Annotated in this window: 25 protein-coding genes and 1 tRNA gene; 12 read left to right on the forward strand and 14 right to left on the reverse strand. The window is 69.0% G+C overall.

Annotation, left to right across the window (positions count from 1 at the left end; genetic code table 11):
* Positions 1-30: 30 nt before the first annotated feature.
* From V5F75_RS11770 to V5F75_RS11785, 4 genes are all read right to left on the reverse strand, one after another.
* Positions 31-1,239 (reverse strand): acyl-CoA dehydrogenase family protein, encoded by a 1,209-nt coding sequence (locus V5F75_RS11770; RefSeq protein WP_394035033.1) that lies wholly within the window; start codon positions 1,237-1,239, stop codon positions 31-33.
* 29 nt (positions 1,240-1,268) lie between these two features.
* Positions 1,269-2,135 (reverse strand): MetQ/NlpA family ABC transporter substrate-binding protein, encoded by an 867-nt coding sequence (locus V5F75_RS11775; RefSeq protein WP_394035034.1) that lies wholly within the window; start codon positions 2,133-2,135, stop codon positions 1,269-1,271.
* A 197-nt stretch (positions 2,136-2,332) separates the two neighbouring features.
* Positions 2,333-2,935: a nitroreductase family protein gene (locus V5F75_RS11780; RefSeq protein ID WP_394035035.1), complete on the reverse strand. Its 603-nt coding sequence runs from the start codon at positions 2,933-2,935 to the stop codon at positions 2,333-2,335.
* Between the two features lie 31 nt (positions 2,936-2,966).
* Positions 2,967-4,343, reverse strand: coding sequence for an LLM class flavin-dependent oxidoreductase (locus V5F75_RS11785; protein ID WP_394035036.1), 1,377 nt, complete (start codon positions 4,341-4,343; stop codon positions 2,967-2,969).
* A 200-nt stretch (positions 4,344-4,543) separates the two neighbouring features.
* Here V5F75_RS11785 and V5F75_RS11790 point away from each other — a divergent pair, with 200 nt between their 5' ends.
* Positions 4,544-5,518, forward strand: a complete 975-nt coding sequence (locus tag V5F75_RS11790; protein WP_394035037.1) for a TauD/TfdA dioxygenase family protein — start codon at positions 4,544-4,546, stop codon at positions 5,516-5,518.
* Positions 5,519-5,621: 103 nt separating this feature from the next.
* On the opposite strand, the gene V5F75_RS11795 is transcribed toward V5F75_RS11790, so the two are convergent.
* Entirely contained in the window at positions 5,622-6,707 is a 1,086-nt protein-coding gene (locus V5F75_RS11795) for a cytochrome-c peroxidase (protein ID WP_394035038.1), read from the reverse strand.
* Between the two features lie 2 nt (positions 6,708-6,709).
* A complete protein-coding gene (locus V5F75_RS11800; RefSeq protein WP_394035039.1) occupies positions 6,710-7,543 on the reverse strand; it encodes a transporter substrate-binding domain-containing protein in 834 nt (277 codons plus the stop codon).
* Positions 7,544-7,733: 190 nt separating this feature from the next.
* Between V5F75_RS11800 and V5F75_RS11805 the strand changes: the two genes are divergently transcribed.
* From V5F75_RS11805 to V5F75_RS11820, 4 genes are all read left to right on the forward strand, one after another.
* Positions 7,734-8,804 carry an ABC transporter substrate-binding protein gene (locus V5F75_RS11805; protein ID WP_394035040.1) on the forward strand — a complete coding sequence of 357 codons (1,071 nt, stop codon included), beginning with the start codon at positions 7,734-7,736 and terminating at the stop codon, positions 8,802-8,804.
* Between the two features lie 82 nt (positions 8,805-8,886).
* Positions 8,887-9,732 (forward strand): ABC transporter permease, encoded by an 846-nt coding sequence (locus V5F75_RS11810; RefSeq protein ID WP_394035041.1) that lies wholly within the window; start codon positions 8,887-8,889, stop codon positions 9,730-9,732.
* Between the two features lie 24 nt (positions 9,733-9,756).
* Positions 9,757-10,542, forward strand: a complete 786-nt coding sequence (locus V5F75_RS11815) for an ABC transporter ATP-binding protein (RefSeq protein WP_394035042.1) — start codon at positions 9,757-9,759, stop codon at positions 10,540-10,542.
* Complete coding sequence (locus V5F75_RS11820; protein ID WP_394035043.1) at positions 10,539-11,012, forward strand: hypothetical protein; 474 nt, start codon at positions 10,539-10,541, stop codon at positions 11,010-11,012. Before V5F75_RS11815 ends, V5F75_RS11820 begins: the two co-directional genes overlap by 4 nt.
* 284 nt (positions 11,013-11,296) lie before the next feature.
* On the opposite strand, the gene V5F75_RS11825 is transcribed toward V5F75_RS11820, so the two are convergent.
* The 4 genes from V5F75_RS11825 to V5F75_RS11840 all read right to left on the reverse strand — a co-directional run bounded on the left by V5F75_RS11825 (position 11,297) and on the right by V5F75_RS11840 (position 14,495).
* Positions 11,297-12,523, reverse strand: coding sequence for an acyl-CoA dehydrogenase family protein (locus tag V5F75_RS11825; protein WP_394035044.1), 1,227 nt, complete (start codon positions 12,521-12,523; stop codon positions 11,297-11,299).
* Positions 12,524-12,550: 27 nt separating this feature from the next.
* The gene (locus tag V5F75_RS11830; RefSeq protein WP_394035045.1) at positions 12,551-12,742 is read right to left on the reverse strand and encodes a hypothetical protein; all 192 of its coding nucleotides are present in this window, start codon (positions 12,740-12,742) and stop codon (positions 12,551-12,553) included.
* A 469-nt stretch (positions 12,743-13,211) separates the two neighbouring features.
* Positions 13,212-13,883, reverse strand: coding sequence for an SGNH/GDSL hydrolase family protein (locus V5F75_RS11835; protein ID WP_394035046.1), 672 nt, complete (start codon positions 13,881-13,883; stop codon positions 13,212-13,214).
* 231 nt (positions 13,884-14,114) lie between these two features.
* Complete coding sequence (locus V5F75_RS11840) at positions 14,115-14,495, reverse strand: FlxA-like family protein (RefSeq protein ID WP_394035047.1); 381 nt, start codon at positions 14,493-14,495, stop codon at positions 14,115-14,117.
* 328 nt (positions 14,496-14,823) lie between these two features.
* On the opposite strand from V5F75_RS11840, the gene V5F75_RS11845 reads away from it, so the two are divergent.
* From V5F75_RS11845 to V5F75_RS11855, 3 genes are all read left to right on the forward strand, one after another.
* A complete protein-coding gene (locus V5F75_RS11845; protein WP_394035048.1) occupies positions 14,824-15,153 on the forward strand; it encodes a hypothetical protein in 330 nt (109 codons plus the stop codon).
* A 553-nt stretch (positions 15,154-15,706) separates the two neighbouring features.
* The gene (locus V5F75_RS11850) at positions 15,707-15,916 is read left to right on the forward strand and encodes a cold-shock protein (RefSeq protein WP_393987418.1); all 210 of its coding nucleotides are present in this window, start codon (positions 15,707-15,709) and stop codon (positions 15,914-15,916) included.
* A 603-nt stretch (positions 15,917-16,519) separates the two neighbouring features.
* Positions 16,520-17,671: a GGDEF domain-containing protein gene (locus V5F75_RS11855; RefSeq protein WP_394035049.1), complete on the forward strand. Its 1,152-nt coding sequence runs from the start codon at positions 16,520-16,522 to the stop codon at positions 17,669-17,671.
* Between the two features lie 65 nt (positions 17,672-17,736).
* On the opposite strand, the gene V5F75_RS11860 is transcribed toward V5F75_RS11855, so the two are convergent.
* The 3 genes from V5F75_RS11860 to gph form a co-directional block, all read right to left on the reverse strand.
* Positions 17,737-18,393: a methyltransferase domain-containing protein gene (locus V5F75_RS11860; protein ID WP_394035050.1), complete on the reverse strand. Its 657-nt coding sequence runs from the start codon at positions 18,391-18,393 to the stop codon at positions 17,737-17,739.
* A 275-nt stretch (positions 18,394-18,668) separates the two neighbouring features.
* Positions 18,669-18,743: transfer RNA gene (locus V5F75_RS11865), tRNA-Val, on the reverse strand.
* Positions 18,744-18,929: 186 nt separating this feature from the next.
* A complete protein-coding gene (gph, locus tag V5F75_RS11870) occupies positions 18,930-19,619 on the reverse strand; it encodes a phosphoglycolate phosphatase (RefSeq protein ID WP_394035051.1) in 690 nt (229 codons plus the stop codon).
* A 220-nt stretch (positions 19,620-19,839) separates the two neighbouring features.
* Here gph and V5F75_RS11875 point away from each other — a divergent pair, with 220 nt between their 5' ends.
* From V5F75_RS11875 to V5F75_RS11885, 3 genes are all read left to right on the forward strand, one after another.
* Positions 19,840-20,301, forward strand: a complete 462-nt coding sequence (locus V5F75_RS11875; protein ID WP_394035052.1) for a hypothetical protein — start codon at positions 19,840-19,842, stop codon at positions 20,299-20,301.
* A gap of 137 nt (positions 20,302-20,438) precedes the next feature.
* Positions 20,439-21,143: a ribose-5-phosphate isomerase RpiA gene (rpiA, locus tag V5F75_RS11880; protein WP_394035053.1), complete on the forward strand. Its 705-nt coding sequence runs from the start codon at positions 20,439-20,441 to the stop codon at positions 21,141-21,143.
* Positions 21,144-21,169: 26 nt separating this feature from the next.
* Positions 21,170-21,715 (forward strand): DUF2059 domain-containing protein, encoded by a 546-nt coding sequence (locus tag V5F75_RS11885; RefSeq protein WP_394035054.1) that lies wholly within the window; start codon positions 21,170-21,172, stop codon positions 21,713-21,715.
* A 269-nt stretch (positions 21,716-21,984) separates the two neighbouring features.
* Here the strand turns inward: V5F75_RS11885 and V5F75_RS11890 are convergent, their stop codons facing one another.
* Positions 21,985-24,159: a glycosyltransferase family 2 protein gene (locus V5F75_RS11890; protein WP_394035055.1), complete on the reverse strand. Its 2,175-nt coding sequence runs from the start codon at positions 24,157-24,159 to the stop codon at positions 21,985-21,987.
* A gap of 177 nt (positions 24,160-24,336) precedes the next feature.
* Here V5F75_RS11890 and gor point away from each other — a divergent pair, with 177 nt between their 5' ends.
* Positions 24,337-25,710, forward strand: coding sequence for a glutathione-disulfide reductase (gor, locus tag V5F75_RS11895; RefSeq protein ID WP_394035056.1), 1,374 nt, complete (start codon positions 24,337-24,339; stop codon positions 25,708-25,710).
* Positions 25,711-25,765: the final 55 nt, after the last annotated feature.

A 25,765-nucleotide genomic window follows, 5' to 3' on the forward strand; every position in this document is an offset into this window, starting at 1 on the left:
GGTCTCGTCCTCCGTTGGAGCGCCGGCGGCTCAGCTGTAGAGCGGCAGGGCGGTGAGCTGGCCGTTGAGCGCGTAATTGCCCACCTCGCGGGACTTGTAGGTCACCGGGTCGTGCAGGGTGTGGGTGCGGATGTTCCGCCAGAAGCGGTCGTAGGCATGGCGGCTGGCGGTGGCACGGGCGCCCATCAGCTCGAAGATTTTGGAGGTCACCTCCAGGCCGGTGCGGGTGGCGTGCACCTTCGCCGCGTAGATGGCGGCGGCGGCGAGGTTGCGCTCCGCCGGGGTGATGGCATCGCCGCGCGCGAGGGCCTTTTCCAGCTCCTGGGCCGCCACGTCGCCGAGGGCGACCGAGGCGCGAAGCTCCACGTCCAGGTCGCCGTAATGCTCCAGGATATAGGGGTCCTCGCTCGCCCGCGCGACGCCGGAGGCGGCCCAGGGCCGGGAGACCTCGCGGATGTAGCGGCTCGCTTCCGCGAGCGCCCCCTGGGCCGTGCCCAGATAGATGTTCACGATGAGCAGCTGGTGGAAGGGCACCACGAGGCTGGTGCGCGCCGGCGGCGGGGCGGAAGGATCGCCGAGGATCTCGTTCTTCTCCACCCGCACGTTCGAGAAGCGCACGGTGCCGCTCTCCGAGAGCCGCTGGCCGATGGCGTCCCAGTCGTCGCCGTGGCTCACGCCTTCCTGGTCGCCGGGCACCACCAGCACCGCGAAGCCGTCGCCGAGCTGCGCGCGCAGGGTGATGCGGTCGGCGAGGGCGGCGTTGGAGGCGAAGGTCTTCGCGCCGTTGAGGCGGTAGCCGTCCCCGTCCGCGACGAGGGTCGATTCCGGATCGCGCGGGTTGGAGGCGCCGCCCCAGAACCACTGGCCCGCCACCGAGGCGCGCGAGAGCGCCTCGCCCTGCTCAGCGCCGGCCCGCCAGAGGGCGTTGGTGAGGTGCAGGTAGTGGTAGGCCAGGAGCTGGCTGATGGAGGCATCCGCCCGCGCGATGAGGCGCACCGCGCCCAGCGCGTCCGAGAAGCTGCCGCCGGCGCCCCCGTGCGCGCGGGGGCTGATGAGCGACAGGAGCCCCGACGCGCGCAGCAATTCCAGCTCGCGCCGGGGCGTGGCGCCGGCGCGGTCGCGCGCGGCGGCATCCTTGGCGAGCTCGACGGCCACCTGCCCCGCGGCGGCGGTCCAGTCGAAGGCGGGGGCTTGCCGGTTGCCGGCGTCGGAGATGTTTAGGACGGTCACGTTGGTCATGGCATGCTCCCGCTTCGCCGCAGCCCTGCTCACCAGGTGGGCAGGATGGTTCCGTTGAACTTGGCGGCGATGAAGTCCTTCACCGGCTGCGAGCGGTAGACCTCGATGAACTTGCGAATGCGCGGGTCATCCTTGCGGTCGTCGCGGGCGGCGAAGATAAGGGTGAAGTAGGGCTTGGCCTCCGCGTCCGAGGTCTCGGCCACCAGCGCCTTGTTGAGGTCGAGGCCGGCGAGATAGGCGTAGTTGGAGGAAACGAAGGCGGCGGCGACATCATCCAGCGAGCGGGGCAGCTGGGCCGCGTCCAGCTCCACGATCTGGAGCTTCTTGGGGTTCTCCGCCACGTCGAGCACGCTGGCGGACAGGCCGGCGCCGGGCTTGAGCTTGATGAGGCCGGCCTTCTCGAACAGCAGCAGCGCGCGCGCCGCGTTGGTGGGGTCGTTGGGAATGGCGATCTTGGCCCCGTCGGGGATCTCCGAGGCCTTGGCATACTTCTTCGAGTGGATACCGGCCGGCACCAGGATGGACGGCTCGAGCGCCACCAGATGGTAGCCGCGCGCCTTCACCTGATTGGCGAGGTAGAATTTGTGCTGGAAATTGTTGAGGTCGATGTCGCCCGCCTCCAGCGCCGCGTTGGGCTGGTTCCAGTCTGTGAATTCGATGATCTCGGCCTTCACGCCCTCCTTCTCGGAAAGCCGCGCGGCCTCACGCAGGATGTCGCCGTAGGGGCCGGCGGAGACGCCCACCTTCAGCGGCTTGTCGGTGGCCGGCGCCTGTGCCTGCGCGGCGGCGGACAGCGACAGGAGGGCGAGGCCCGAAAGCGCGGCGGCGACGACGCGCGACAGGAACGGCCGGGCGATGAGGGGCCGGGAACGGAGAGAGCGGGCGAGGAGAGGCAAGGCGATGGGTCCGTCGTTGGGGGAGGGCCGAGCGGGAATCCGGAAGCGCGGCGCACTTCAACGGATAAAATAAATTAAATCGATTAAATAAGTAAACTAAATTGTGAGTGCCGCACTGCGGCGACCGGCTTCGCGACGGGCGTCGGCGCGGGGCGTGGCGGGCAGCGTGCCCACCGCGCCCCTGCCGTCGGAGGGGCTCAACCGGCCGGGAAGGCGCCCTCGAAGGCGGTTTCGGAAACCGGGCGGCGGCCGTTGGGCGTCTCGCCCTTATGGAAGCTCTCCGGCAGGAGGGACTTGTCGCCGCGCCGCCCCACGGCGATGGCGATCTCCACCTCGTAGCCCTCGGGCACCTTGAGGTCGGCGCGGGTCTTCTCAATGTCGAAGCCGCCGATGCCGTGAGCGTGCCAGCCGAGCTTCGCCGCCTGAAGCGCGAGGTGCGCCCAGGCCGCGCCGGTATCGAAGGAATGGGTGCGGGCGGCGATGACCTCCGTCGTGCCCGGACGCACGAAGGTGCGCGACGACAGGGCGATGATGAGCGCCGACGCGTTCTTCGCCCATTGCTGGTTGTAGGGGTTCAGCAGCGCGAGGAAGGTCTCGAACTGCGGGGTGCCGCGCTTGGCATAGAGGAAGCGCCAGGGCTGGGAATTGTAGCTGGAGGGCGCCCAGCGCGCCGCCTCGAACAGCGAATCGAGCACCTGCTGGGGGATTTCCTCACCGGTGAAGGCGCGGGGCGACCAGCGGTCGAGGAAGAGCGGCTCCACCGGGTGGCCGGCGGCGCGGAGGGGAGTGGCGATCGTCATGGTCCTGTGTCCTGTCTGCGGGTGGGGCGCCTCAGGCGGTGGCGCGGGCGTGTGTGGCGTAGGTGCTCGCGGGGCGCGGCAGGCCGTAGTGCTCGCGCAGGGTGCGGCCGGTGTAGTCGTGGCGGAACAGGCCGCGCCTGCGCAGCAGCGGCACCACCTCCGAGGCGAACAGGTCGAAGCCGCCGCGGAACCAGGGCGGCATCACGTTGAAGCCGTCCGCGGCGCCGTTCTCGAACCAGAGCTGGATCTCGTCCGCGATCCGCTCCGGCGTGCCGGCGAACACATAGTGCCCGCGGGCCCCCGCCAGCCGGTCGATGAGCTGGCGCAGGGTCGGCCGCTCGCGCTGCACGATGTCGACCACGAGCTGGAAGCGGCTCGCCACCTGCTTGGCCGGGGCGGCGTCCGCGAACGCATCGAGCGGCACCTCGGCGGAAAGCGGATGGCCGGTGAAGTCCACGCCGGTGATCTGTCTGAGCTGGGCGAGGGAGTAGGCGGGCTGGATGAGGTCGTTGAGCTCCTCCTGGAGCCGCTTCGCCTCGGCCTCGGTGGCGCCGATGTAGGGGCTGATGCCGGGCAGGATCTTCACATGGTCCGGGTTTCGCCCGAGCCCGGCGGCGTGTCGCTTGATGTCCGCATAGAAGCGCTGGGCGCTCTCAATGGTCTGGTGGGCGGTGAAGATGGCCTCGGCATAGCGCGCGGCGAAGGAGCGGCCGTCGTCGGAGGAGCCGGCCTGCACGTAGACCGGCCGTCCCTGCGGCCCGCGCGGCAGGTTGAGCGCGCCTTTCACCCGGAAATGGCGGCCCACGTGCTCGATGGGATGGATGCGGGCATCGTCCGCGAACAGGCCGGAGGCGGCGTCGGCCACCAGGGCCTCGTCCTCCCAGCTGTCCCACAGCTTGGTCACCACATCCACGAACTCGGCGGCGCGGGCGTAGCGCTCGGCGTGGCCCGGCGGCTCGGCGAGGCCGAAGTTGGCGGAGGCCTGCGGCACGGCGGTGGTGACGATGTTCCAGCCCGCGCGCCCGCCGGAGATATGATCGAGCGAGGCATAGAGCCGGGCGAGATTGTAGGGCTCGTAATAGGTGGTGGAGGCGGTGCCGATGAGGCCGATGCGGCTGGTGGCCGCCGCGATGGCGGAAAGCCAGGTGAGGGGCTCCAGCCGGAAGCGCGAGGCGTAGCGGATGTCGTCCACCTGCGCCGGGCCGTCCGCGAAGAAGACGGCGTCGAGCTTGGCGGCCTCGGCCGAGCGCGCGAGGTCCTGGTAGAAGCCGATGTCCAGCAGCCGTTCCGGCGTCGAGCCCGGATAGCGCCAGCCGGCCTCGTGGTGTCCGCCGGGATAGATGAACAGGTTGAGGACCAGCTGGCGGCCCGGACGGGCCGGCGCGGCGCTCGAGTGCGCGATGGCCATGGTTCTCTCCTTCGATCTTTCAGGCGCGTGGACGGGCCGGGGCGGGCTTCGGCGGCGCAGGCCGGATCGCGGCGGCTCGGAGGGCGACGATAGGCCGTCGGCTCATTTCGTCAATTGATTTTCTATAAAATCGATGATCTGAATAAATTAAAGAAAGGCGCGCCGCCGGCGCGAAGACCCGTGCCACGACAGGAGCGACCATGAGCACCGCCGCGACCGCCCTCGCCACCGCCGCGCCGCCGGAGCGGCCGGAACCGCGGCACATTTGCGTGCACCCGCTCACCGGCCATATCGGCGCCGAGATCGCGGGCGTGGACCTTTCCCGCCCCCTGGCCGCGGAAGCGGTGGGCGAGATCCGCGCCGCGCTTTCGAAGTGGAAGGTGGTGTTCTTCCGCGACCAGCCGCTGACCCACGCGCAGCATGTGGCGCTCGCGGGCGCCTTTGGCGCGCCCACCATCGGCCATCCGGTGTTCGGCTTCGTGGAGGGATACCCGCAGATCTATTCCGTTGCCCGCGACCGCTTCGCCACGCGCTTCACCGGCGAGCCGCTCATCCGTCCCTGGACCGGCTGGCACACGGACGTGACGGCGGCTGTGAACCCGCCGGCCGCATCCATCCTGCGCGGGGTCGAGATCCCGCCCTATGGCGGCGATACCTTCTGGACCAACCTCGCGGTGGCCTATGAGGCGCTTTCGCCCGCCCTGCGCGGCTTCGTGGACGGCCTGCGCGGCATCCATGCCTTCTCGCCGCCGGAAGGGCTCGGCGCCACCGCGGACTTCAGAGACAGGAACCAGCGCCGCCCGCTCGTCAGCGAGCACCCGCTGGTGCGCGTGATCCCCGAGACCGGCGAGCGCGTGCTGTTCGTCAGCCCGTCCTTCCTGAAGCGCATCACCGGCCTTTCCCCGCGCGAGAGCCAGCAGATCCTGGAACTGCTGTTCGAGCACATCACCCGGCCGGAATTCACCGTGCGCTTCCGCTGGCAGCCGGGCTCCATCGCCTTCTGGGACAACAGGACCACCGCCCACCTCGCCCCGCGTGACATCTACAGCCTCGATTTCGACCGTCAGCTCTACCGCGTCACCCTCAAGGGCGACGTTCCGGTGGGCGTGGACGGCCGGCCCTCCACCTCCATCGAGGGGGAGCCCCTCGATGCCTTCTCCGCCGGTCTCGCCTGAAGGCTAGCGCCGCCTTTCCGGCATCCGGTCCCTGCGGCACCTGGGCCGGGCCTTGCGTTCAGCGGGGCCCGGCTTCTTTTTGCGCGCGGCGGCTGAAATGTCCTCAGAGCGCCCTCAGGAAGGCCGCCAGCGCCGCTTTCTCCTGCGGCGTGAGGTGGAGCGGGCGGATGTGCGGCGAAAGGCGGGCCGCCTCCCGGTAGAGGGGGCGGGCGGCCTCGGCCGCGTTGCGCGCCCAGACCTCCCCGCCGCCGCGATCGTAGAAATTGATGACCCCTTCGAGGGTTGGGATGAGGCCGTTGTGCATGTAGGGCGCGCTGCTTTCCACATGCCGCAGGCTCGCGGTGCGGAAGCGCCCGGCATCCTCCGCCGCGCCCGTCACCCCGTGCCGGCCGAGATCCTGCGCCGGCTCGCCGAAGAAGGAGAAGCGCAGGTTGTGAAAGCCCTCGTCCGTGAGCAGGGGCCCGAAGTGGCAGTTGGCGCACCGCGCCTTGGTGCGGAACAGGTGAAGGCCGAAAAGCTCGGTATCCGTGAGCGCGCCGGCCTCGCCACGCGCGAAGCGGTCGAGGCGGGTTTCCGCGTCGATGGTTTCCAGATAGGCGGCGAGGGCGCGCGCCAGCGTGCCTTCAGACAGGCCCTGCGGGCCGAACACCGCCGAGAAGCGCCCCGCATAGCCCGCCGTCGCGAGCCGCGAAACGAGCGCCTGGGGCTCTGAAGGACCCATCTCGAGCGGGTGGGCGAGGGGCGTGAGCACGCGCGCCGCCAGCGCGCCGCCGCCGCCGTCCCAATCGAGGTGCGCCCGCCGGGCGACGGAGAACAGGGCGGGGGGATTGCGCCGCCCCTGGGCGCCGCCGATGCCCGTTCCCACCTTGTCCGGCACGCTGAAGCCGCGGGCGGGATCATGGCAGCTCGCGCAGGCCACCGTTCCGTCCGCCGACAGCCGCAGCTCGCCGAACAGGCGCGCGCCGAGGGCGGCCTCCGGTCCGGCTGGCGGCGCGGGAGGTGGAGCGCCGAGCTCCACGAAGGCGACGTCGGCGTCGAGCCATGGCGCCGGCCATGTCCGCGGCGGTCCGGAATAGGCACGGCGCAGGTCCGGCGGCGAGATCTCCCCCAGGTCGTCGGGCGGACCGGCCACCGCCATGCCCGTCAGCATGGCGCAGAGCAGCGCCGCCCTGGCGATGCGGCCGCGCATATTCAATGGCAGTCCGCCGCCACCTGGTCGCGGTAGACCTCGAACGACACGGTGGCGGCCCACCGCTCCTCGCGGCCGCGCCAGCGTTCGCGCGTGTCGAGGGGGGAGAGCGCGGCCTCGACGGCCTGCGCCAGCGCGGCATCGCCGGGCGGCACGGCGACGACCAGCGTGGTCGGCTCCTGCGGTGGCAGGGTCGCGGAGAATTTCCGCCACGACCGCATCTTGAGCAGGGGATCGAGCAGCGTCTGATCGAGAATGGCCGCGTCGCAATCCCCCGTGCGCATGAGGATCAGGGCCGGCGCGGGCGCGCGCAGAACCTTCACGGTCGCTCCCAACTGTTCCGCAAGGGCGCGGGCGTGGACGTTCGCCTCAGCGGCGCAGACGGTCCGGCCCGCCAGCGCGCTCCAGGAGGAGAGCGGCTGGTCCGAGCGCATGGCGAGGCTGAGGCCGGAGGTGAAGCCGGTGGCGATGATGCGCGCCTTCCCCCGCAGGGGATCACCGGTGCCGGCGCGCGCCAGCACGAGGTCCACCTCGCCAGCGGAAAGCGCGCGCCCCGCGTCTTCTGGCGGAACCCGAGCGAGGCGCAGCTCCGCGCCCAGCGCCGCGGCGATCTCGCTGGCGAGATCCAGCTCGAAGCCCTCCTCCATGTAGAGGCGAGAATCGGGCGCATCCGGCGGGGGCAGCCAGGGGACGCCGACGCGCAGCGGCTGGCCGGCGAAGTCGCGCCCCGCCGCACGCGGCTGTGCCGGCGCGAGGAGGATGGCCGCGCAGCCGAGCGCCGCGACCAGGGAGAGGGCTGCCGTCAGCCGGACCAAGTGCTTGCGGGAAAAAGGCATTTCAATACCGAAAATGACCGGGTGGATCGGCGATGCGGGCCGGGGCCGTCTGCTCCCGGCCGTTCATGGCGACGCATGGCACCGGGGGTCTTGCATTTGTATATAAAAAAGGTCGATAATATCAAAATAGCAAGCGGCAAACGTCGTTTCGCCCCTCCTCCCAAAAGCCTGTCCCATTCGCGAGGAACCCATGTCCCATCGTTCCGTATCCGCCGGCCTGCTCGCGCTGGCGCTGACCTTGTCCGCCGCATCGACGGGCGCCGCCCGCGCGGAGGAGGCCGTGCTGCCGTCCATCAATCTCCAGCTCTCGCCCTGGACGGTGGTGGCGCAGGAGAAGGGCTTCTTCAAAGACGAGTTCGACAAGATCGGCACCAAGCAGGTGAACCTCATCGCCTCCGGCGCCGGCGAGCTCCTGGGCGCGGAGGCCGCGGCCGTGGGCGGCGGGGCGATCGCCATCGCCCAGCGCATGATCTACCCGGCCACCGTGCACCGGGCGAACGGCCTCGACGGCGTGGTGATCTGGGTGTCCGAGCCCTCCAACCGCTATCGCGCACCCATCCTCGCCCGCGCCGACAACGACAAGATCAATTCGGTGGCGGACCTGGACGGCAAGAAGTTCGGGTCGAGCCGCATCTCCTGCTACTGGTCGTCGCCGTTCGAGATCACGCAGAAGGCGGGCCTGCCCTTCGATTCGCGCGAGAAGGAGGGGCGCATCCGCTACACCTCCATCGACAATTCGGCGGTCGCCATCTCCTCGGTGCTGTCCGGCGCCACCGATGCCACCACAGCTCATCTCGCGGCGGGCGCCTTCACCGGCGCGTGGCTCTCCGGCAAGCTGAAGGTGATCGGCCACTCGCCCGACGACGGCGTCTATGTGAACAACGCCGGCCGCGTCACCTACTTCGCCCGCCGTGATTTCGTGAACAAGTATCCTGCTGTGGTGAAGGCCTTCCTCGCCGCCCGCGAGAAGACCCGCGAATGGGCCCTCGACCACGTGGACGAGGCGGCCCAGATCGTCGCCGACAAGACCCGTGTGCCGCTGGAGGTGGCGAAGTTCCAGATCACCCACGCGGGCGAGTGGGAGTTCATGGCCGGCGAGCCCAACGCCGACCGCGCCCGCAATGCCATCAAGACCTTCCAGGCCTGGTACGTGGACCATGGCGACGACATTCTCGCCGAGCGCGGCCTGACGGCGCCGCAGATCGACGCCTTCATCGACGGTCGCTTCTTCGTCGGCGGCCAATACTCCATCTACAACTGAACGGAAGTCGCCGGAGCCTCTGTGCTCCGGCGACCTCTTCCTTTTCAGGGCGTGCGGACACCAACACAGCGGAAATGAAGACATGGCGCATACCTCCGACACCATCGAGGCCGCCGCGGTGGAGGCGGGAACGGTGGACCTGCCGGCCGCCGGGACGGCGGGGCGGGGCTTCCGGATTCCGAACCTCACCGGCTTCATCCTGCCATTCCTGATCCTCGCCCTGTGGCAGACCGCGGCGGCGAACAAATGGATCGATCCGGTCTTCCTGCCAGCGCCGCTCAAGGTGGTCACGGCCTTCTGGACGATGCTGACCAAGCAGCATCTGGCCTTCGATTTCCTGGCCTCCATCAGGATCGTGGGCCAGGCCTTCCTCTATGGCGCGCTGGTGGGGGTGGCGCTGGGCATCGCGGCTGGCCTCTCGCGCAAGGTGGAGGAGTTCTTCGGCCCCACCTTCGACACCATCCGCCACATCCCCGGCATCGCCTGGCTGCCGCTCATCGTCCTGTGGCTGGGCATCGGCGCGCCGGCGAAGATCCTGGTCATCGGCAAGTCGGTGTTCTTCCCCGTGTTCCTGAACACCCTGCAGGGCATCCGCAACGTGGAGCGGAACTATGTGGAGCTCGCCAAGGTGCTGACGCTCACGCGTTGGCAGTTGGTGCGCAAGGTGATCCTGCCCGCCGCCATGCCGTCCATCATGGTCTCGCTGCGCTATTCGGCGGGCCTTGCCTGGGCGCTGGTGGTGGTGGCGGAGGGGCTTTCGGGCCTGGAGGGCCTGGGCTTCCTCATCTTCCGCGCCCAGGGCCTGCTGCTGACCGACCAGCTCCTGGTCTGCATGGTCATCATCGGCATCGTCGGCTTCGCCATCGATCGCTCCATGTATTTCGCGCAGAAGCGGGTCCTGAAATGGAAGCAGGGCTATGAGGGCTGAGCGCGTCTCGAAGGAACATCGTTCATGAGCACCCCCGGACATCTCAAGATCCGCGACATCTCCAAGACGTTCGCCGCGCGCGGGCGGCCGCTGGTCAAGGTTCTCTCCCATGTGAGCTTCGACGTGGCGCCGGGAAGCTTCGTCTCCATCGTCGGGCCCTCGGGCTGCGGCAAGTCCACCCTGCTGCGCGCCATCATCGGGCTCGACGACGACTACCAGGGCGAGATCCTGCTGAACGAGGCACGCATCCGCGGCACCTCGCTCTCGCGCGGCATCGTGTTTCAGGACCATCGCCTGCTGCCGTGGCTCACGCTGGAGCAGAACATCGGCCTCAGCCTGGAGAATTCCGGCTGGGGGCCGAAGGAGAAGGCCGAGACGGTGCGCGAGCACATCGCCCTCGTCGGCCTCACCGGCTTCGAGAAGGCCTATCCGCATGAATTGTCCGGAGGCATGGCGCAGCGGGCGGCCATCGCCCGCGGGCTCGTCGTCCGGCCGGAGATCCTGCTGCTCGACGAGCCGCTCGGCGCGCTCGATGCCCTCACCCGCGTGCACCTGCAGGAAGAGCTGCAACGCATCTGGGAACAGGAAGGCACCACCATGATCCTCGTGACCCACGATGTGGACGAAGCCATCTTTCTCAGCGACCGGGTGCTGGTGATGGCGGCCAAGCCGGGCCGGGTGGTGGAGGATCTGGCGATCGATCTGCCCCGCCCGCGCGACCGGGCGGACGTGGCGTTCGTCGCCCTGAAGCGGCGTATCCTGGAAGCCATGGGTGAGGGGAGCGGGCACGCCCCGTCGCGCGCCGCATGAGGCGCCACGACGCGCGCGGGCCGAGGGCGTTCGCCGCCGGCCTCGGCCTCGCCCTGCTGGTGGCGGCCTTTGCCGCCGGGCCGGCGCGGGGCATGGATACCGCGCCTTCCACCGACCTGCCCGATCTCTCCGAGAGCCGGGCGGCCATCTATGCGGGGGATTATGACCGGGCGCTGGCGCTGCTCATGCCGCTCACGGCCACCGTCCACCACGCCGATCTCTACAACCTGATCGCCTTCGCCAACCGCAACCTGAAGCGCTACGGGGAGGCCGAGCGCTGGTACAAGGAGGCGCTCTTCTACGATCCCGGCCATCGGCCGGCGCTCGAATACCAGGGCGAGCTGTTCATCGCGCAGCGTGATTTTCCGCGCGCGGAAAAGAACCTCGAGCTGCTGCGGCTGCTCTGCTACCCGCAGGGCTGCGAGGAATACGACCGGCTGAAGGCCGCCCTCGCCGCCGCCGGGCGGTAAGGAGGACTCCGTTCTCGCTCATGGCCTGCCGCATCCGCACGCGGCAAGCCATGCCGGCGGTCCCATCTGGACGCCCGGCTTGGCCGCAACTTCTTCCTCGGTCCGGATAATGGCGCCAAGCGCCGCATGGCGTCTGGGCGCGCTCCGTGCAGGCGCCTCCGTGCGTCGTCGCGCGCGGGCGATGGGCCGAGAGCGTGAGCCGCCCTTCCTGGCTGTAGGCGGAACGACCGGCCCGGTGATCGCCTCGGCTGCTGCCGTCGGCGATCACCGGACCCGGCCTCACCTCAGAAGAAGCCCCTGGAGGGCAGGGGCGTTCCGTTCACCAGCAGGTCGCCAATGGCCCGCGCCTTGTAGCTGGCGGGATTGTGCGAGGCGATGGTGCGTGCGTTGCGCCAGTGCCGGTCGAGGTTTACCGCGCGCTCGGTGGCCGAAGCGCCACCCGCCTCGAACAGCAGCGAGGCGGAGCGCAGGGCGAGGTCGTCCACCACCAGCTTGGCCTGGGCCGCCGCCTTCGCCGCTTCGGCCGCGAGCGCCTCGGCCGGCTCGCCCTTGTCGCGGGCGATGCTCGCCCGGTCCAGCGCTTCGGCCGCGGCGAGGATCAGGGCCTCCGCCGCGAACGCGTGGGCGGCGATCTGGCCCACCACCTGCTGGAGGAAGGGGTCTTCGGTCACGGTCTGGGTGGGGGCGTAGTAGAAGCTGCGCTTGCGGCGCTTCACGAGCGCGATGGCATCGTTCAGGATGCCCTTCACGATGCCCGCCACCACGGTGGTGAGGAAAAGCTGCGCCTGGGTGTTGGAATAGGCGAGGCCGTATCCCCACTCCGGCGTGTCGAGAATGGCTTCGTCGCGTTCCACCCGCACATTGTGGAAGCGGGTGGTGCCGGAGGCGGTGAGGCGCTGGCCGGCGCCGTCCCAGTCGTCCACGATCTCGATGCCTTCCCGTCCGGTGGGAATGATGACCGAGGCCACGCGCCCCTCCTCATCGGTGGCGCGCACCAGCATGGAATCCGCATAAAGGGTGCCGGTGCTGTAATATTTCACGCCCTCAAGGCGGAAGCCCTCGCCATCGGCCAGGAGACGGGTATCGGGCGCGACGCCGCCGGCCGGGCTGGACCCGGATTCGGTGGAGGCGAGGCCGAAGACGGCTCCTTCCCGCACCGCGGCCTGCCAGGCCCGGCTGCGATCGTCATAGGGGTGGCGGGTGAACTGCTCGGCCACCGTGAAATGGTTGCGGAAGATGTGCGCCACGTTGGCGTCCACCGCCGCCAGCTCCAGCGCGAGCTTGTAGACCTGCGGAAAGGAGGCGCCGGCCCCGCCGTCTTCCTTCGCAAGGCGGAGGGCGCCGAAACGCGCCTGCTTCAGCAGGCCGATGGCTTCGAAGGGCAGCACGCGCTTGAGCTCCCGCTCCGCGGAGCCCGCGCCGATGCGCGCGAACAGGTCCTGCCAGTCCGCAGGATCGGCGGAAGGCGTGGATGCTGGCGAAAGGGGGAGTTTGGCAACAGCTTTGTTCATGCTCGTTCTCGCGGAAACTAGGGGGGGTCAGACCTGGGCCGGGTGGGCGGCGGCGATGGGCTCCGGCGGAATATCGCGGGTGCGCCGTCGGCTTGCGGCCCGCTCGTGCCGGCGGACGGCGCGCTGCGGGATGGCCGCCTTGGCGTCTTCCTGCTCATGGCGCGTGCGCCGTCGCCCGGCGGTGGCTTCCGAGCCCGAGGGCGCCCGCTCCGATGCCATGGCGCGGTCGCGCGCTCGCGGGGCCCGCCGGAGGGCGCGAGGGCTGCGAACCGGCTTTCGGCGGCCGAAGCACGCGAAGGGGAGAGCCATGAGCACCACCATAATTAATTTTTTCTATAGAAACACTTGTGTATGGCGCGAAGTCAAGCGGCCGCCGCGCATCCCCACCGTTCCAGCAGGGCATGCGCGGAGGCGTCCGGAGGCGCGCTTCGGTGGTGCTGTGGAGTTAAGGGAGCCGCCTGGGGCCGGCGCCGAAGGGACGCGCGGCGGGGCGGCCTGGACGCAAAGAGTGCTTTTGGAGAAGGGCGGGGCCCGCGAGGCATGTGCCGGCGGCGATGGTCGGCCATCGCCCACGACGGAGGCGCCTGTCCTCATGTCACATGGACGATGCCCGTCCGGAATCAGCGGCCGCACGGACGCTCAGGCGCGATCCCGGCGCGGATGTCACGGATGTGGTCGCGGCAGCGCCTCAGGCGTCGCACGCCTCACGCGCGAGGCGCGCGCGCCAGAGGATGCCGCCGTCCGCGTTCGGGTGAAGGCCGTCCTCCGTCTGCGCGGAAAGGGGGGCGGACACGAGGCGCGCGCCGCTCTCGGCGGCCAGGGCGCGGATCACCGCGTTCTGCCTGGCGATGAAGTCCCGGTCGAACAGGTGCGCCGCCACCGGGAAGCGCGGGTCGACGGGATTGATCTCCACGAGGGTGATGTCCGGCGCGGTGATGCGGTCCAGCAGCCGCCGGTATTGGGTGGTCCATTCCTCGATGTCGGCATGCGGCTGGATGGCATCGTTCACGCCGATGGCCACCACCACGCGGGTGGCGTGGATGCGCTCCGCGATGCGCGCGCCCCGCCCCAGAAGATCCTTGAGCCGGGCGCCGGGAACGGCGGCATTGAACACCTCCTCCCCGCACAATCTGGATGGGCCGTTGGCGTAGGCGATGCTGTCGCCCAGCAGGGCCACCGGCGCATCGGTGAGGAAGGAGCCCGCCTCGTGCCGCGTGACGATGCGGCTCAGCGGAGGAATGGCGTGCGCGCCATAGGCTGCGGCCGCCAGCGCCGCGAGCGCGGCCAGGACCGGCCAGAGCCGGAACGGAAGCCGGCGGGGCCGGGATGCGGAAGCGCCGGAGGCGTGGGCATGTGTCATGAGCGGACCCGAGCGGTGTGAAGCGTGATGGCGCATGCTCGGCGGCGCGGGTGTCTCCGGTGAGACCGGGGGGAAACGAATGTTTGCGGGTGGATGTCTCTATGTTTCCGGCCGGCGCGGGGACGCCGGCACGCCGAGAGGGCCCGCCCGCCCGCTCGACCGGCCACCGCGCGAGTGGCGGAACAGCGCGAGACGCGACGATGCGCGCCCGCGATGGAAGATCACGCCACCTCAGCCGTTGCTCTCGTTCAGGATCGAGAGATCCGTCTTGGAAAGGGTGGCATAGGGGTTGGCGGCGTCGTCATCGTCCCGCGGCGGCTGCGGCGGGTTGGTGTTGGACGTGGCGGAGGATTCCTGGGACTTCTGCGCGGCGAGGCGCGCGGTGAGCTCGGTGATCTGGGCCGCCACCTGCTTCAGGTTCGCCTCCGCGGCCTTGACGGTGCTCTGCTTGTCCTCGTCGGAGAGCTCGGTCGAAGCCTCCGCGTCGTAGATCTGCTTCTGATAGGCATCCTGGCTCGCCTTGAGGCGGGCGATCTGCGCAGCGATATCGGAAGCGCCGCTCGAGGCGCCGCCGGTGGTGGACGTCGTTGAAACCGAAGAAACCGAAACCATGCCAGCCTCCTTATGGCTCAGGCCACATGGTCTTCTGCAAGATGCGGCTGGCGCAAAGCTGTGTTTCCGAATGTTGAAAATCGTGTTTCCGAATGTTTCCGGCGGCCGAACCCGGCGGGGGACTACGCATCGGCATGGCCGCATCCGGGGATGCTGGACGCTGGTATTGGAAATACGAAGTGTCTTGCTCCGGCTCGGAGGGGCGGCGTTGCTCCCCCAATGGGGTTTCCCGCAGCGGTTGTTCTTTGGCGTAAGGTGAGCCTTGCCGTCTTCTGCTGTCTTACGTAAGAAGTGGCGTGATGTTTTTCATCTCTCGAAGGCTACGATAATGTCCTTGGTCCGTACCCTGGCTGCCGCAGTTCTCGCCACCGGTTTCCTTGCTTTTCCCGCCCTCGCGAAAGACAGGAAGGTGGATGTCATCAACAAGACCGGGCACACCATGACGTCTTTCTTCGCGTCGAGCGTCGACCAGGAGAGCTGGGAAGAGGATATGCTCGACGGCGACACGCTGAAGAACGGCGAGACGCTGGACGCGGACATCGACGACGGCACCAACGCCTGCGTCTACGACTTCAAGGCGGTGTTCGCCGACGGCGACTCTGTGATCAAGCGCAAGGTCAACGTTTGTGAGGTCGGCACCTTCACCTTCCTGCCCTGATCCGCGCCGGGGCTCTCGCGCAAGGCGAGGGCCCCGCTGAGGTCTGATGCGCGGTCAGCCACCGGAGCGCGCCTCAATGGTCTTGCCGTGGCGCGCGCTTGGCCTGCCCCGTGAAAGGCCTCGGGGTGATGGCCTGTCTCCTTCCCTTGGATCGCAGATCCTGGATCTCAAGCTGGAGCATCCGGCGGCGGGAAGGCTCGGTGGCATCGCTCGCGCCTCCCTCCCTTTGCCCGCCCTGGGCAGGCGGTGGAGCGCGTCCCGCCGCGGGAAGGAGCTGCGGCTTCGCGGAGGACGCATTCCAGGTGCAGGGCCGTTCTCCAGTGGAAGCGCGTAATTGGTTCGCTGCGGCGGGATGAAATTTTGGATTTCCGATCAAATAATTTCCGGCCTTGCAATAAACACAATTGCCTCCTAATTTCCCACCGTCTGAATTTGACGGCTGATTTCCTGATGCGCATAGACGCATCTGACGATGACTCCCTTCAATTTCTAACTATTGGCCGGGCCCGATCCATCGGGTCGGGCGCCCATGCGCGATTGAAAGGATATCGTCATGAATATCGGTACGGTGAAGTGGTTTAACGCCACCAAGGGCTTCGGTTTCATCCAGCCCGAAAACGGCGGCGCGGATGTGTTCGTGCACATTTCTGCGGTCGAACGGGCGGGCATGCAGACCCTGGCTGAAGGCCAGAAGCTGCAGTTCGACATCGTCCGGGACAATAAGTCCGGGAAGAGTTCGGCTGGCAATCTTCAGGCTGCGTGATTTTCCTCGCCATTGACCACGGATGTACTGGCAATGGCGTAGAATGGCCCTGACGATGTCACGGAAGGCTCCGTCTCCATGAGGCGGAGCTTTTTTCGTTATGGCCCTCCCGACCGGGTGTGATCCCTCTGGATTGGTCTGTCCGCGCCGGGAAGGCGATGGGAAGGCGATGTCCCATTTTTATCGAAGTGTGGGGCGGGTGATTTTCGGGCTGTTTCCTTCCGCGAAAATGACGCGGTTCTCCGGCACGCTGGACGCCGCTGCCCGCAACAAGGACTTGCTCCTGCAGGGGGGGCGTCACGACAGCAGGGGCAGCCAGGGGCCCAGGCCTGCCAGCGTGCAAAAAGTGGAATCGGGCACGGATCAGGCGCCCGCGACACGAGTTCGCGGTCGTCACCCATGCTGCGCCGTCTTTCGGCTGATCCCCGCCCGCGCCTCCCGATGCACCCGCGGATCGTCCGGCACCGGGGCCTCCTCATGCTGCATGAGAGTGCACGGCGGGATTGCACCTTGGCCGTGCTCCCTATATTCGATTCGCCTGGAGCTGCCTGCAGCGCTGCGTCCCTGTGAGGAGAGTGTCGCCCGGAGGCTCGAACGAGGAAGATGTTTGACTTCTCATCTCTCCTTTTCGCGATTTTCTTCTCCACCGTGGGCAGCAGCGTCGTCCTGTTCGCCGCTTGGGCAACGTCGCGACGCGACGGTTTCCTGCTGACGTGCGGCCTTGGCGCGCTTCTCGTGGCGATCAGCGTGGTCTGCTCCGCCTTTTATGCGCAGGCTCCGCGCCCCTGGCTCGTCACCAGTGCCTACATCCTTCTCCTCGGCGGCTTGTCGACTATTTACGGTACAGCCTGGCAGTTCCGGTATGATGCCTCGCCGTCGCGCGTCGTAATTTTCGCTGCAGCGGTCTCTTTGGCCCTGACCGTGCCGCCGCACGCGCTGGGGTACAACGGCGTCGGCTTCGTGATCGGCTTTCTTTCGGCAGCCGCCCTGCTCTTCCTTGCGTCTTTCAATTTCTGGGCTGCCCGCCGGGAGGCGCCGGGGACGCTCATCGGCCTTTCCGCATTCTACTTCGCGATCGGCCTTTCCTTTCTTCCACGCGCGGCGCTCGTTGTCCTCGACGGGCGTGCGATCATGCCCGGCCCGCCACAGAACTGGGCGCAGACCGCAAGCCTCGCGTTGATCGTGGCGTCCGTTCCGGCCCTCGGCGCGCTCACCCTCGCCTTGAACCAGCAGCGCCTCGTGCGCGCTCACAGACAGCAGGCTCTCACAGATCCGCTGACCGGCTTGCCGAACCGGCGCGCGCTGCTCGAAAGCATGGCGGGATTGAGCGGGGAGGCGACGCTCGTCCTGTTCGACATCGACCGGTTCAAGAGCATCAACGACACTCACGGTCATGCGCGGGGCGACGAGGTCATTGCCCTGTTCGGGGAGGTGCTGAGGCAGCATCTTGCCCAGGGTCAGGTCGCAGCGCGCCTCGGGGGCGAGGAGTTCCTTCTTGTTTGCCCTCGCGGAAATATCGCGGACGTACGGGAACAATCGGACCGGCTGCGCCGCCGCTTCACCGATCGCGCGCATGCGGAGCTTGCGCTCAAGACCACCGTCAGCGGTGGTCTTTCCCGCGGCGACATCGGCGGCGCACGCTTCGACGAAGTGATGGGTGCCGCCGACAGGGCGCTCTATCGCGCAAAGCAGCTCGGGCGCGACCGGCTGGAGATGGCCCCCGACGAGAAGCTGTCGGGGGAGATCGGAGCCTGAAGCCGCCGATCACTCCATGGACTCTCTCTTAAGCCGGCCGCGAAATGGGGTTCGGGTCAAGGCGGTTAAGCCTCACGTTTTTTCGCGATGACCCAGGTCACGATTGGCCATTCCTTTTCGTTGCGCGTGGCGAGGCGGTACAAGGGGTGTGTTTCGTCCTCAGGGATTTTCGCCATACGGAAGCCCGCATGGATAAGCGCCCAGGCTTCGCGGTTTCCCCACGACCCGGTCTCAACGACGTCGCAGCCAGCGCTGGTCGCGAGTAATGCAAGGGCGTCTGGAGTAAAGCGCCAAAAGTCCTTGGGCACTCCGTGTATCTCATTGATGAAGCATGTCGTGTGGCAAATCAGTCCGCCCGGCTTTGCCACCCTCGCGGTTTCGGCGAAGGCCACGAATGGGTTGCCCTCTATGTGCTCAAATACTTGGTCGGAAACGACAAAATCGAAAAATTGATCCTGGAATGACAGGTTTATGATGTTTTCTTCGGGATAATTCGCAAGCGTATATTTTACCTTTGTCAGTCCAAGTATTTTTCCAAACCATCCCGAGTTGGAAATCGCCAGACAATTTTTAGCTTCGGAATCATGGGCCGCAAATTTACCCCTGAGAGCTTTATACATCGCGGTCCGCGTAATGTGCCAATCATTCGGCCCGCTGGCGTTCTTCAGGGCGTGTGCAATGAGCTCTTTGATCGTCGAGTCGCTGAAAGCAAACTGGGTCACACGGCCACCTCGAAATAGGGTCGAGTTTCAACGTCAATCGCGCCGGTAAATGGCATGCCCACGGAGGCGGGATCCATGGTGGAATGGGCCATATCCCTAGCTTAACGTCAACTCGGCTGCCTCATTCGGGCGACATTGAAGTCGGCGAGGTTGTCGGTGCGTTGCTCTATGGCGGACCGACCAGGGCTGTACGCGGCCGGACGAGATGGCGATGCTGGGCTATCGCCCCCGTGCCTGCGAAATAGCTAATCTATTCATCTGTGTGAGATGCGGAATGGTGGGCGATGCAGGGATTGAACCTGCGACCCCTCCCGTGTGAAGGGAGTGCTCTCCCGCTGAGCTAATCGCCCATTCCGTCGCGGAGGAGCGCTTGTTAGAGCTTAGGGCCCCTTGGTGTCAAGGGGGGTGCCCGCGAGCCCCTCGGGCACCCCCATTTGTCCACAGGTGTTGCCGGCGCGTCCCGGCGGCCGTCTTCGCCGGATGGTCGTCAAACCCCTGTGCCTGAAGGGTTTGACGGCGCCGCGCGGGGTTTCCGCTCAGGCCGCCGCGCGCGGCAGCAGGGCCGCGACGGCGCGCGCGAGCTCGTCGTAGTGGTGAATCAGCGCGTCGGCGCCCAGCTCCGCCGCGGGCATTTCCGTGTAGCCGAACGAGACGGCGATCACGGGCACGCCGGTGGCGCGCGCGGCGCGGATGTCGGTGATGCTGTCCCCCACCATGATGGCGCGGGCGGGCGCCCCGCCGGCGGCGGCGATGGTGGCGCTCAGCGGCAGGGGATCGGGCTTGGGCCGGGCATAGGTGTCGCCGCCGGTGACCACGGCGAAGCGGCCGGTGAGGTCGAGGGCGTCCAGCAGCTCGCGGGCGAGGCGCTCCAGCTTGTTGGTGCACACGCACAGGCGCGCCCCGGCGTCGGCCAGCCGGTCGAGGGCCGGCAGCAGGCCGGGGAAGGGCCGCGATTCGTCCGCGATGTGGGCCGCGTAATGGGCCACGAACTGCTGGTTCAGCTCGGAGAGCTCGGCCTCGGAGAAGGGCACGCCGGCGCTGGTGAGCGCGCGCTGGATCAAGAGCTTCGCGCCGCCGCCGATCATGTTGCGGGCGTGGGCGCGCTCCACCTGCGGCAGGCCGTGGCCGGCGAGGATGGCATCGAGGGCGTTCAGCAGGTCGGGCGCGGTGTCCACCAGCGTGCCGTCGAGGTCGAAGGCGACGACGGGATGCGAGTCGACGGACACGCCCGGCGCGGAAGTCGCCGGAGCGGGGGAGGACGGGGCGGATGGTGTCGGGGCAGCTGGTGTCGGGGCAGACATGGGACGTTCCTCGGCTGTGCTGTGGGGTCGCGGGCCTTTGACGGCGGCCCGCCTTAAATCCTGCCGTTTTTCGGCGCCAGCGTCGCGGCCCTTGTCGTGCCTGCGGCCACACAGCGCGGGCGCGAGGCAGCCGATGGAGGTGCGCATGCGGATGAAGCGGCGGTGGGCGTTCGCCCCGGTCGGGCGGGTTGCGGAAGGCGGGCGCGGGGCCGGCATCTCGGCGCTGGCGGCGGCGGGCTTCCTCCTCGCGGCGGCGACAGGCGCATCCGCGCAGAGCTTCGGCGCCTACGATTTCGCCGCCCCGCCCTCGGCGGAGGCGAACCGGGTCTATGGTGTCGGCCGCAAGACGGGCGAGGTTTCCGCCTGCCAGTTCGAGCGGCCGGCGGGGTCGTCCGTGGGCGTCACGCGCTGCTTCGCCCAGGGCGAGGGGGCCGGCACGCAGAAGGCGGGGCGCTATGGCCTCGTCTCCACCCATTATGCGGGTGAGACCGGCGTCTTCCGCGTGAATTACGAGACCGGCGAGATGAGCATCTGCTACGTCCGCGACCTGCCGAAGGCGGACGGCAAGACCGAGCCCACCGTGCTGTGCACGCCCCAGGCCCGCTGAGCGCGCGGGCGGGTGAGGCGTCGCGGCGCTTGTCCGCTGCAGCGATCGGGGCTAGAGCCGGGGGCGAGAGGGGCACCTTCGCCTTGCGCGGGTCGGGTGCCCTGGCCCGCATTCGCGCACAACGACGGAAACGCCCCATGGCTCCTGCCGAAGACTTGAAGCGCCGCGCCGCCGCCGCCGCCCTCGAATATGTGCAGGACGGCATGCGCCTGGGCCTGGGCACCGGCTCCACCGCGCGCCACTTCGTGGAGCTGCTGGCGGAGAAGGTCTATGCCGGGCTCAAGGTGATCGGCGTTCCCACCTCCGAGCAGACTTTAGCTCAGGCGGTGGAGCTCGGCGTGCCGATCGCGACCCTCGACGAGGTGGGCGAGCTGGACCTGTGCGTGGACGGCGCCGACGAGGTGGGCCCCGGCCTTGCCCTGGTGAAGGGCGGCGGCGGGGCGCTGCTGCGCGAGAAGATCGTGGCCCGCGCCGCGAAGGAAATGGTGGTGATCGCCGATGCCACCAAGAAGGTGGACGTGCTCGGCCGCTTCCCGCTCCCCATCGAGATCGTGGATTTCGGCGCCGCCAGCATCACCCGCAGCGTCGACGAAGCCATCCGTTCGGCCGGCTGTTCCGGCGAGCTGCGCCCGCGCCGCGATCGCGACGGTCATTCCTTCATCACCGATCAGGGGCATGTGCTCCTCGATGCCCATCTCGGCCGCATCCCGGACCCGGCCGCGCTCGCGCGCGCCATCTCGGAGGTGCCGGGCGTGGTGGAGCACGGGCTGTTTCTGGGCCTCGCCAGCCGGGCCGTGCTGGCCGGGGCGGATGGCATCGTGGTCCTCGATCGCCAGGCTTGAGTGAACAATTGCGCTTTCCGGAGAAGATGATGCGTTCTTCCAACTTCGCCTCTCGCCGTTTCGGCCTGCTCATGGCCGCGGCGGTCTCGGTGTCCGTCCTCGGCGGAGCCCTCGCCGGCCCCGGCGCGGCGCTGGCGCAGCAGGCGGCGGCCCCCACGGCGGTACAGATCGATCTGGCCAAGCAGCTCGTGGAAGCCAACGGCGAGGTCCGCGCTTTCGACGGCGTGATCGCCAATATCGTGGACGGAGCCGCGCTGTCCTTCCTCTCCACCAATCCCGACCTCGCCAAGCAACTGCGTGAGGTGGCGATCGCGGTGCGTCCGGAGTTCGAGAAGCGCAAGCCCGAGCTGCTGCAGATCCTGGCCGTTGCCTATGCCACGCGCTTCAGCGAGGCCGAGCTGAAGGAGGCGCTGACCTTCTACCAGACCCCCACCGGCCGCAAGCTGGTGTCGGATCGCCCGGCCATCGTGCAGCAGGCGGTGCAGGGGGTCCAGGGCTGGGGCGCCCAGCTCAACGCCCAGGCCGTGGAGCGCGTGCGCGCCGAGATGAAGAAAAAGGGCTTCGATCTCTGAGGCTCTCCGTTCCGGCACCGGGCCGGGGCACATCCGTGACATCTCGACGGCCGGCGGGGGCGACCTCGCCGGCCGTCGTCGTTCCGGGGCCCGATGCCGCGGGTCCGTGAGTCTGCCCTGAGGGCGCGCGGACCGGCCCGCGCGGCATACGGCGTGGAAACCCGCTTTGCACCGGCAGAGGCGGAGCCGAGGGTCCGGGCCCGGTGGCGCCCCCTTCCTGATGCGGGAAGGGGCTCCTGGGGCACGCCTCCCGGCTCACGCTCCCGGGCTCAGATGGCGTCGGTGCGGGCCTCTCGGGGGCCTTCGGGGGCGGGGGCGCAGGCGGCGAGCAGGCTGTCGCGCTTCAGGTTCGGGCTGTAGTGGGGGTCCACCAGGGTGGTGGCGTGCCAGATCGCGTCGAAGCGCGCGCGCTGGGCCTTCAGCCGCGCCCGGTGCTCGGCGGTGCGGCGGCGCCCGCGCGAGGCGGATTCGTGGTGGATCAGCAGCGCATGCGGGGTCTCAACCACGCCGTAGCCGCCGCGCCGGGCCCGCAGGCACAGGTCGATATCGTTGCAGTCTTCGGCGAAGCGCACTTCGTCGAGGGGGCCGATGGCGTCCCACACGTCCTTGCGGATCAGGAGGCAGGCGCCGGTGACGGCGCTGAGGTTCTGACGGGTGAGCAGGCGCCCCTCATAGCCGCGCGCCCAGTGCGGGCAATGGGCGAACCAGTGCGCCGCGTAGCGGAACAGGCCGGCGATGACGCCCGCGTGCTGGATGGTCCGGTCCGGAAACAGCAGCTTGGCGCCCACCACGCCAGTGTCCGCCGCCCCGTCGCACCGGCAGATCAGGCCCACCATCTCGTCGAGCCAGCCGCCCTCGATGACCTCGATGTCGTTGTTGAGCAGCAGGATCAGCTCGCCCGTCATGGCGGCGACGCCGGCGTTGCAGATGCGCGGGAAGTTGAAGTCGCCGTCGTCGCGCACGATGGTCGTGGCGGGCCAGGCGGCTTTGGTCTCCTCGAACAGGGCGAAGGTTTCCGGCTCCACCGAGCCGTTGTCCACCACGATGATCTCGAAGTTGCGATAGGCGGTGTTGGCCACCAGCGTGCGCAGCGTCATGCCCAGCACGGCCGCGCGGTCGCGGGTGGGGATGACGATGGACACCTTCGGCGCCGCCGCCGGCACCGGGAACAGGGGGCGCAGGAAGCGCCCGTCCGCGCTCACCTCCACCTTGGTGCCGAGGCGGGCCTCAAGGGCGCGTGCCCCCTCGGCCGCGGCCGCGGCATCCGCGAAGCCCGGCTCGCCCGCCGTGCCGACATAGGCGACGCGCGGCAGGTGGCGGATGCGCGCGCTGTCGAGCCCCTCCACATAGCGCAGCACGAGATCGTAAAGGGCGGCGGAGCCGAGGGAAGGGTCGAGGCCCAGCGCCCGCGCCGTGTCGGCGCACAGCACCGTGAAGGCACCCATATAGGGCCAGGCTTCCAGCAGGTGGCGGTTGAAGGCGGGCTTGAACACGCCTTCCAGCGGCGCCCCCGCCGCATCCCGGCGCTCCTCGTCGGTGTAGAGGAGCTGGCAGTCCGGGTGCGCGGCGAATGCGGCGCGGATCATGGCGACAGCGTCGCGGGTGGGCGTGCCGGCGGGGTCGAGCACCGTCACGAGCGCACCGGGCGCCGTGGCGGCGAGGGCGGCCGCGAGCCCTTCCGCCGCGCCCGACCCCGGCGCGGGCACCCGCCGGGCCATCGCGGCCACTTCGTCCGGCAGCTCCGGCGCATCGGCGGGCAGGGCGAGCAGCCACGCGAAGGCAGGGTCGCCCTGGGCTTTCAGCGCCGCCGCGCAGGCGCGCAGCCCGGCGGCATCGCAGGCCGGCCCGGCGCTGATGAAGACGAGGCGTGGCGCCGCCTCGGCCGGCACCACCTCCGCGAAATCCTCCACCCACCGGCTGCGGAAGCGCTGGTAATCGGCCTGCTGCGCATAGCGGCCGAAGGGCGAGGAAACGATGAGGGTGGAGAGGCGCGCGCGCAGCTCGCGGGCGGCATCGGTGGCGATCTTCCAGCGCTGGGAGAGGCCGCCAAGGCCGCCCTTCGCGCCCGGCGGCATCTCGATGCGGCCGCGCAGGAAGGCGTTGAGCTTCAGCACCAGCCGGCTGAGGGGGTAGGAATCCGGTACCGGCAGGAAGCCCGCGCGCAGCTCCGCGCCCGCGCCGGTGACGACGATGCGCGCCGCGCCGTGGGGCAAAGGCACGAGAATCAGCGGCTCGTCCGTCGCCAGCGGTGCTGAGAAGAGGGGCGCGCCGTCCGCATCCTCCACCTTCAGCATCAGGCCGGGCCCGGCCCCCGTGAAGCGCAGGGCGATCAGCGCATCGCGCCCCCGCATCTTGAGGCGCACGGCGAGCGGCACGGGAAACACCACGCCCTCGGGCCCCGTCCGCCCGCGCCGCAGGGGAAGGGGAGGGATCTCGTCGGCCATGGTGCGCGCTCGCTGCATTGCTTCAGGCCGCCTTACACCACCGAGGGGTGGGCGAAGGCAAGGGCTGCCGCCCCCGCGGACGCGTGCGGAGGCATCGCGGCACCGTGTCGGCTTGACGCGGGGCAGCGGCCCTGACTTGTCTGGGCACCATACGGAGCGGCCAGAAGGTGGAGCCCCATGTCGCAGGCGCAGTCGCAGAGGGAAGTGGATCTGTTCGTCATCGGCGGAGGCTCCGGCGGCGTGCGCGCGGCGCGGATCGCCGCCCAGCACGGGGCCAAGGTCATCATGGCCGAGGAGTACCGGGTGGGCGGCACCTGCGTGATCCGCGGCTGCGTGCCGAAGAAGCTGTTCGTCTATGCCGGGCGCTATGCCCATGACCTGGAGGACATGGCCGGCTACGGCTGGCGGGTGGACGCGGTGGAGTTCGACTGGCGCACCCTCGTCGCCAACAAGGACAAGGAGATCGCGCGCCTCGAAGGCATCTACACCCGCAACGCCCAGTCCGCGGGCGTGGAGCTGGTGGCCTCGCGCGCGGTGGTGGTGGACCCTCACACGGTGCGCATCCTCTCCACCGGGGAGGAGGTCAAGGCCCGCTACATCCTGGTCGCCACCGGGGGCCGTCCGGCGCTGGGGCCGGCCATTCCCGGCGCCGAGCTCGCCATCACCTCCAACGAGGCGTTCAGCCTGCCGCGCTTCCCGAACCGCATCGTCATCCAGGGCGCGGGCTATATCGGCGTCGAGTTCGCCTGCCTGTTCCGGGCGCTGGGGGCGGAGGTGACGCTGGTCTATCGCGGACATGCGCCGCTGCGCGGCTTCGATGAGGAAGTCCGCACCCACATGATGCAGGAATTCACCACCGCCGGCCTGCGGCTGATGCCGGGCCAGTCCATCGCCTCCATCGAGGCGGTGGAGGGCGGCAAGAAGGTGACCTATTCCGACGGCTCCACCCAGGAGGTGGACGAGGTGATGCTGGCGGTGGGCCGCATTCCCGCCACCCGTGACATGGGCCTGGAGGAAGCCGGCGTGGAGCTGGACAAGGTGGGCGCGGTGGTTGTGGATGCGCAGTCGCGCTCCTGCGTGCCGTCCATCTATGCGGTGGGCGACGCGACCAACCGCGTGAACCTCACGCCCGTCGCCATCCGCGAGGGCCACGCCTTCGCCGACACGGTGTTCGGCAACAAGCCGTGGACCATGGACCATTCCCTGGTGCCCACCGCTGTGTTCTGCGAGCCGGAGATCGGCACCGTGGGCCTCTCCGAGGAGGCCGCGCGCGCGGCCGGGCGGCCGGTGGACATCTACAAGACCGCGTTCCGGCCGCTGAAGGCCACCCTTTCCGGCCGCGAGACGCGCATGTTCATGAAGCTGGTGGTGGATGGGGAGACCGATCGGGTGCTCGGGGTCCACATCGTCGGCGAAGGGTCAGGCGAGATGATCCAGGTCGCCGGCATCGCCGTGGGCATGGGCGCCACCAAGGCCGATTTCGACCGCACCATCGCGGTGCACCCCACCGCCGCCGAGGAACTGGTGACCATGCGCACCAAGGCCTCCTGAGCGACACGGCTTTTGCCCGCCCGCGCCGGGGCGCGGGCGGGCACTCGCGCGGCCC

The organism is Xanthobacter albus, assembly GCF_043194895.2.
Classification (GTDB): domain Bacteria; phylum Pseudomonadota; class Alphaproteobacteria; order Rhizobiales; family Xanthobacteraceae; genus Xanthobacter.

Bases quoted from the DNA above. Each gene is read 5' to 3' on its own strand.
- V5F75_RS11835 (WP_394035046.1), bottom strand. From the start codon at position 13,883: ATGACACATGCCCACGCCTCCGGCGCTTCCGCATCCCGGCCCCGCCGG.
- V5F75_RS11855 (WP_394035049.1), top strand. From the start codon at position 16,520: ATGTTTGACTTCTCATCTCTCCTTTTCGCGATTTTCTTCTCCACCGTG.
- V5F75_RS11770 (WP_394035033.1), bottom strand. From the start codon at position 1,239: ATGACCAACGTGACCGTCCTAAACATCTCCGACGCCGGCAACCGGCAA.
- V5F75_RS11875 (WP_394035052.1), top strand. From the start codon at position 19,840: ATGCGGATGAAGCGGCGGTGGGCGTTCGCCCCGGTCGGGCGGGTTGCG.
- V5F75_RS11785 (WP_394035036.1), bottom strand. From the start codon at position 4,343: ATGGCCATCGCGCACTCGAGCGCCGCGCCGGCCCGTCCGGGCCGCCAG.
- gor (WP_394035056.1), top strand. From the start codon at position 24,337: ATGTCGCAGGCGCAGTCGCAGAGGGAAGTGGATCTGTTCGTCATCGGC.
- V5F75_RS11820 (WP_394035043.1), top strand. From the start codon at position 10,539: ATGAGGCGCCACGACGCGCGCGGGCCGAGGGCGTTCGCCGCCGGCCTC.
- V5F75_RS11810 (WP_394035041.1), top strand. From the start codon at position 8,887: ATGGCGCATACCTCCGACACCATCGAGGCCGCCGCGGTGGAGGCGGGA.
- V5F75_RS11885 (WP_394035054.1), top strand. From the start codon at position 21,170: ATGATGCGTTCTTCCAACTTCGCCTCTCGCCGTTTCGGCCTGCTCATG.
- V5F75_RS11845 (WP_394035048.1), top strand. From the start codon at position 14,824: ATGTCCTTGGTCCGTACCCTGGCTGCCGCAGTTCTCGCCACCGGTTTC.
- V5F75_RS11780 (WP_394035035.1), bottom strand. From the start codon at position 2,935: ATGACGATCGCCACTCCCCTCCGCGCCGCCGGCCACCCGGTGGAGCCG.
- V5F75_RS11790 (WP_394035037.1), top strand. From the start codon at position 4,544: ATGAGCACCGCCGCGACCGCCCTCGCCACCGCCGCGCCGCCGGAGCGG.
- V5F75_RS11890 (WP_394035055.1), bottom strand. From the start codon at position 24,159: ATGGCCGACGAGATCCCTCCCCTTCCCCTGCGGCGCGGGCGGACGGGG.
- V5F75_RS11840 (WP_394035047.1), bottom strand. From the start codon at position 14,495: ATGGTTTCGGTTTCTTCGGTTTCAACGACGTCCACCACCGGCGGCGCC.
- rpiA (WP_394035053.1), top strand. From the start codon at position 20,439: ATGGCTCCTGCCGAAGACTTGAAGCGCCGCGCCGCCGCCGCCGCCCTC.
- V5F75_RS11805 (WP_394035040.1), top strand. From the start codon at position 7,734: ATGTCCCATCGTTCCGTATCCGCCGGCCTGCTCGCGCTGGCGCTGACC.
- V5F75_RS11850 (WP_393987418.1), top strand. From the start codon at position 15,707: ATGAATATCGGTACGGTGAAGTGGTTTAACGCCACCAAGGGCTTCGGT.
- V5F75_RS11795 (WP_394035038.1), bottom strand. From the start codon at position 6,707: ATGCGCGGCCGCATCGCCAGGGCGGCGCTGCTCTGCGCCATGCTGACG.
- V5F75_RS11815 (WP_394035042.1), top strand. From the start codon at position 9,757: ATGAGCACCCCCGGACATCTCAAGATCCGCGACATCTCCAAGACGTTC.
- V5F75_RS11825 (WP_394035044.1), bottom strand. From the start codon at position 12,523: ATGAACAAAGCTGTTGCCAAACTCCCCCTTTCGCCAGCATCCACGCCT.
- V5F75_RS11800 (WP_394035039.1), bottom strand. From the start codon at position 7,543: ATGCCTTTTTCCCGCAAGCACTTGGTCCGGCTGACGGCAGCCCTCTCC.
- V5F75_RS11830 (WP_394035045.1), bottom strand. From the start codon at position 12,742: ATGGCATCGGAGCGGGCGCCCTCGGGCTCGGAAGCCACCGCCGGGCGA.